Annotated in this window: 2 protein-coding genes; one reads left to right on the plus strand and one right to left on the minus strand. The window is 70.0% G+C overall.

The annotated features are described in order from the left end of the window. Positions 1-644: 644 nt before the first annotated feature. The gene (locus tag ACRDP3_RS22990; RefSeq protein ID WP_431518898.1) at positions 645-1,079 is read right to left on the minus strand and encodes an ester cyclase; all 435 of its coding nucleotides are present in this window, start codon (positions 1,077-1,079) and stop codon (positions 645-647) included. Between the two features lie 253 nt (positions 1,080-1,332). Here ACRDP3_RS22990 and ACRDP3_RS22995 point away from each other — a divergent pair, with 253 nt between their 5' ends. Then, positions 1,333-1,803 carry a pyridoxamine 5'-phosphate oxidase family protein gene (locus ACRDP3_RS22995; protein ID WP_431518899.1) on the plus strand — a complete coding sequence of 157 codons (471 nt, stop codon included), beginning with the start codon at positions 1,333-1,335 and terminating at the stop codon, positions 1,801-1,803. Positions 1,804-2,096: the final 293 nt, after the last annotated feature.

The following is a 2,096-nucleotide window of genomic DNA, read 5'->3' on the forward strand; positions in this document are numbered from 1 at the left end:
GCGTAGCGGACTGCGGGTCGCGAGCCTCACTGTCCTTGGGTCTCTCGTGGCCCGTGAAGCTGAAGGCGTGCCAGTGAGTGTCCATCCCCGTTGTCCTTCCAGTGGGCCCGGCGCCCCGGACGAGCGGCGCCGGGCAGTCGTGCCGCCTACTGGCCGGAGCAGCCTCGGCCGCTCCCCCAATGGGTTCGTCCGCCGGCGGAGCAGGCTCGTCGGTGCCTCCCTCCGGGTCCGCGTGCAGGGTCCACGGTGTGCGCATCGTGCTCCTCCTTGTGTACCGATTTCGCGGGGACCCGCCCCTCGGCCGTGGCCGTCACGCGATGGAGTGGATGCCTGTGCGTGGCAGCCGGGCCGGGGCGGGGGACTATGAGATGGCGAGGGTGAGCCGGCCGCGGACAGCTGCGGTCCGCAGCCTCATGGCGCCTTCCTGGCATGCGCTGCGCGCTGTTCCATGGCAGCCACTTCGGCCTTCAAGAAGTCGGATGCGTGGGGCTGTTGAGCGAGGGCACCCGCACAGTCCAAGCAGCCGTACGCGCCCCCGCCGGGCCCGGAACCTTGCTCGATCACGTACAACCAGGACGACGTCATCCGCCCACCCGTCATGCCACCAGCAGTGCCCGGCACGCGCCCCGGGCCCGTGGGCCTCGTCAGGACGGGAGGGCGCCGAGCTGACGCAGCTGTGCGAGGACGTCGACGACACCCCGGATCTCGGCGATCCGCCCGCCGGCGAAGCGGAAGATGAAGATCTCGCTGTAGGTGACGGTCTTCCCAGTGGGCGGCAGACCCCGGTACTCGCCCCGGTGGGTCCCGGTCACCGTGTTCCTGACGAGGACCTTGTCACCCTCCGTGATCGTCTCCTCGACGGCGACGTGAATGTCGGGGAACGCTCGCAGGAGCACCTCCCACACCCGCTTCAGGGCCTCCGCACCCGTCGCGCCCATCGATACCGGCGCGTGGAAGAGCAGGTCCGGTGCGACGAACTCGTCGATGGCCTTCGAGATGGTTTCCGGGGCGCCGCTGTTCATAGCGGAGTGGAAACGGTTGAGCGTCGCTGTGTTGCTTGTTGCCCCTGCTGCCGACATGCGGTCCTCCTCTGCGCTGTCCGGACGACGGTGTCTCAGCAATACGACGACACAGCCGCCGGGAATGCGACGCGCCCCGCGGACGACGACCTGGAGCCGCTGCCATGCGCGGCTTTTCCGCCGCAGTCGTCGCGTCGGCCCCGCGATCGCGCCGCGGTCCGCTAATACGCCCAGTACGAGGACGACCCTCCGCCTTGCGCCGTAGTTCCGCCGCCCGATGTGACCGAGCGCTTCACCGTCATAACCTCGCCACATGACACCAGTTGACTCTCGCCCCAGCGGACCCCGCAGCCCGGAGCAGCGCAAGCGCGAGGCGCTGGAACGGCTCGCGCGGGACAACGACGTATGGGTCGCCACGGCCGACGGCACCGGCGAGCCGTGCCTCGTTCCGCTTGCCTTCTGGTGGGATGGCGAGGTGGTGTGGCTGTGCACCCGCGACACCAACCCGACCGGGCGCAACCTGTGTGCCTCGGGCCGGGTTCGGCTCTCCTTCGGCCACACCCGGGACGTCGTCCTGGTCCACGGCACCGCGCGCATGCTGCCCCGCGAGGAGCTTCCGGCCGAGGTGGGCGACGCCTTCGCCGCCAAGGACGGCTGGGACCCTCGCGAGGACCACCCGTCGTACGTCTTCTTCCAAGTCACCCCGCAGGTGCTGCAGGCATGGGGAACGGTTCCCGAGATGGCCGGACGGACCCTTATGCGCGACGGGAAGTGGCTGCTCTAGGTGTCCTGACCCACCTCGCCCTCGGCCCTCGCAGCGGATCTCTGTGGATGGGACATCGCCCACGACGGTCCGGCCGTGACCGTCTGACGCGAGACCCCATGCGGGCGGAGCACGGCGAAGGAACGGCGTTGCCCCAGCCCATGATGGTCACTAGGGTCAGTCGGTGACTGCCGGGCCGGCCATGGGCCATGCACGAGTGAGGTTCCCGGCCTCGGCGTGAGCGCGAGGCGGGCAAGAGGCCCGCCTTCCTTCTCCGCGTCTTCGCTCCCGGCGCCGCGTGCGGCGCCCCATCC

This window comes from Streptomyces sp. (assembly GCF_050698815.1).
In the GTDB taxonomy this organism is placed as follows: Bacteria; Actinomycetota; Actinomycetes; order Streptomycetales; family Streptomycetaceae; genus Streptomyces.

What these genes read in the sequence shown, in the direction of transcription:
- ACRDP3_RS22990 (WP_431518898.1), bottom strand. Translation starts at nt 1,079, where the DNA reads ATGTCGGCAGCAGGGGCAACAAGCAACACAGCGACGCTCAACCGTTTC.
- ACRDP3_RS22995 (WP_431518899.1), top strand. Translation starts at nt 1,333, where the DNA reads ATGACACCAGTTGACTCTCGCCCCAGCGGACCCCGCAGCCCGGAGCAG.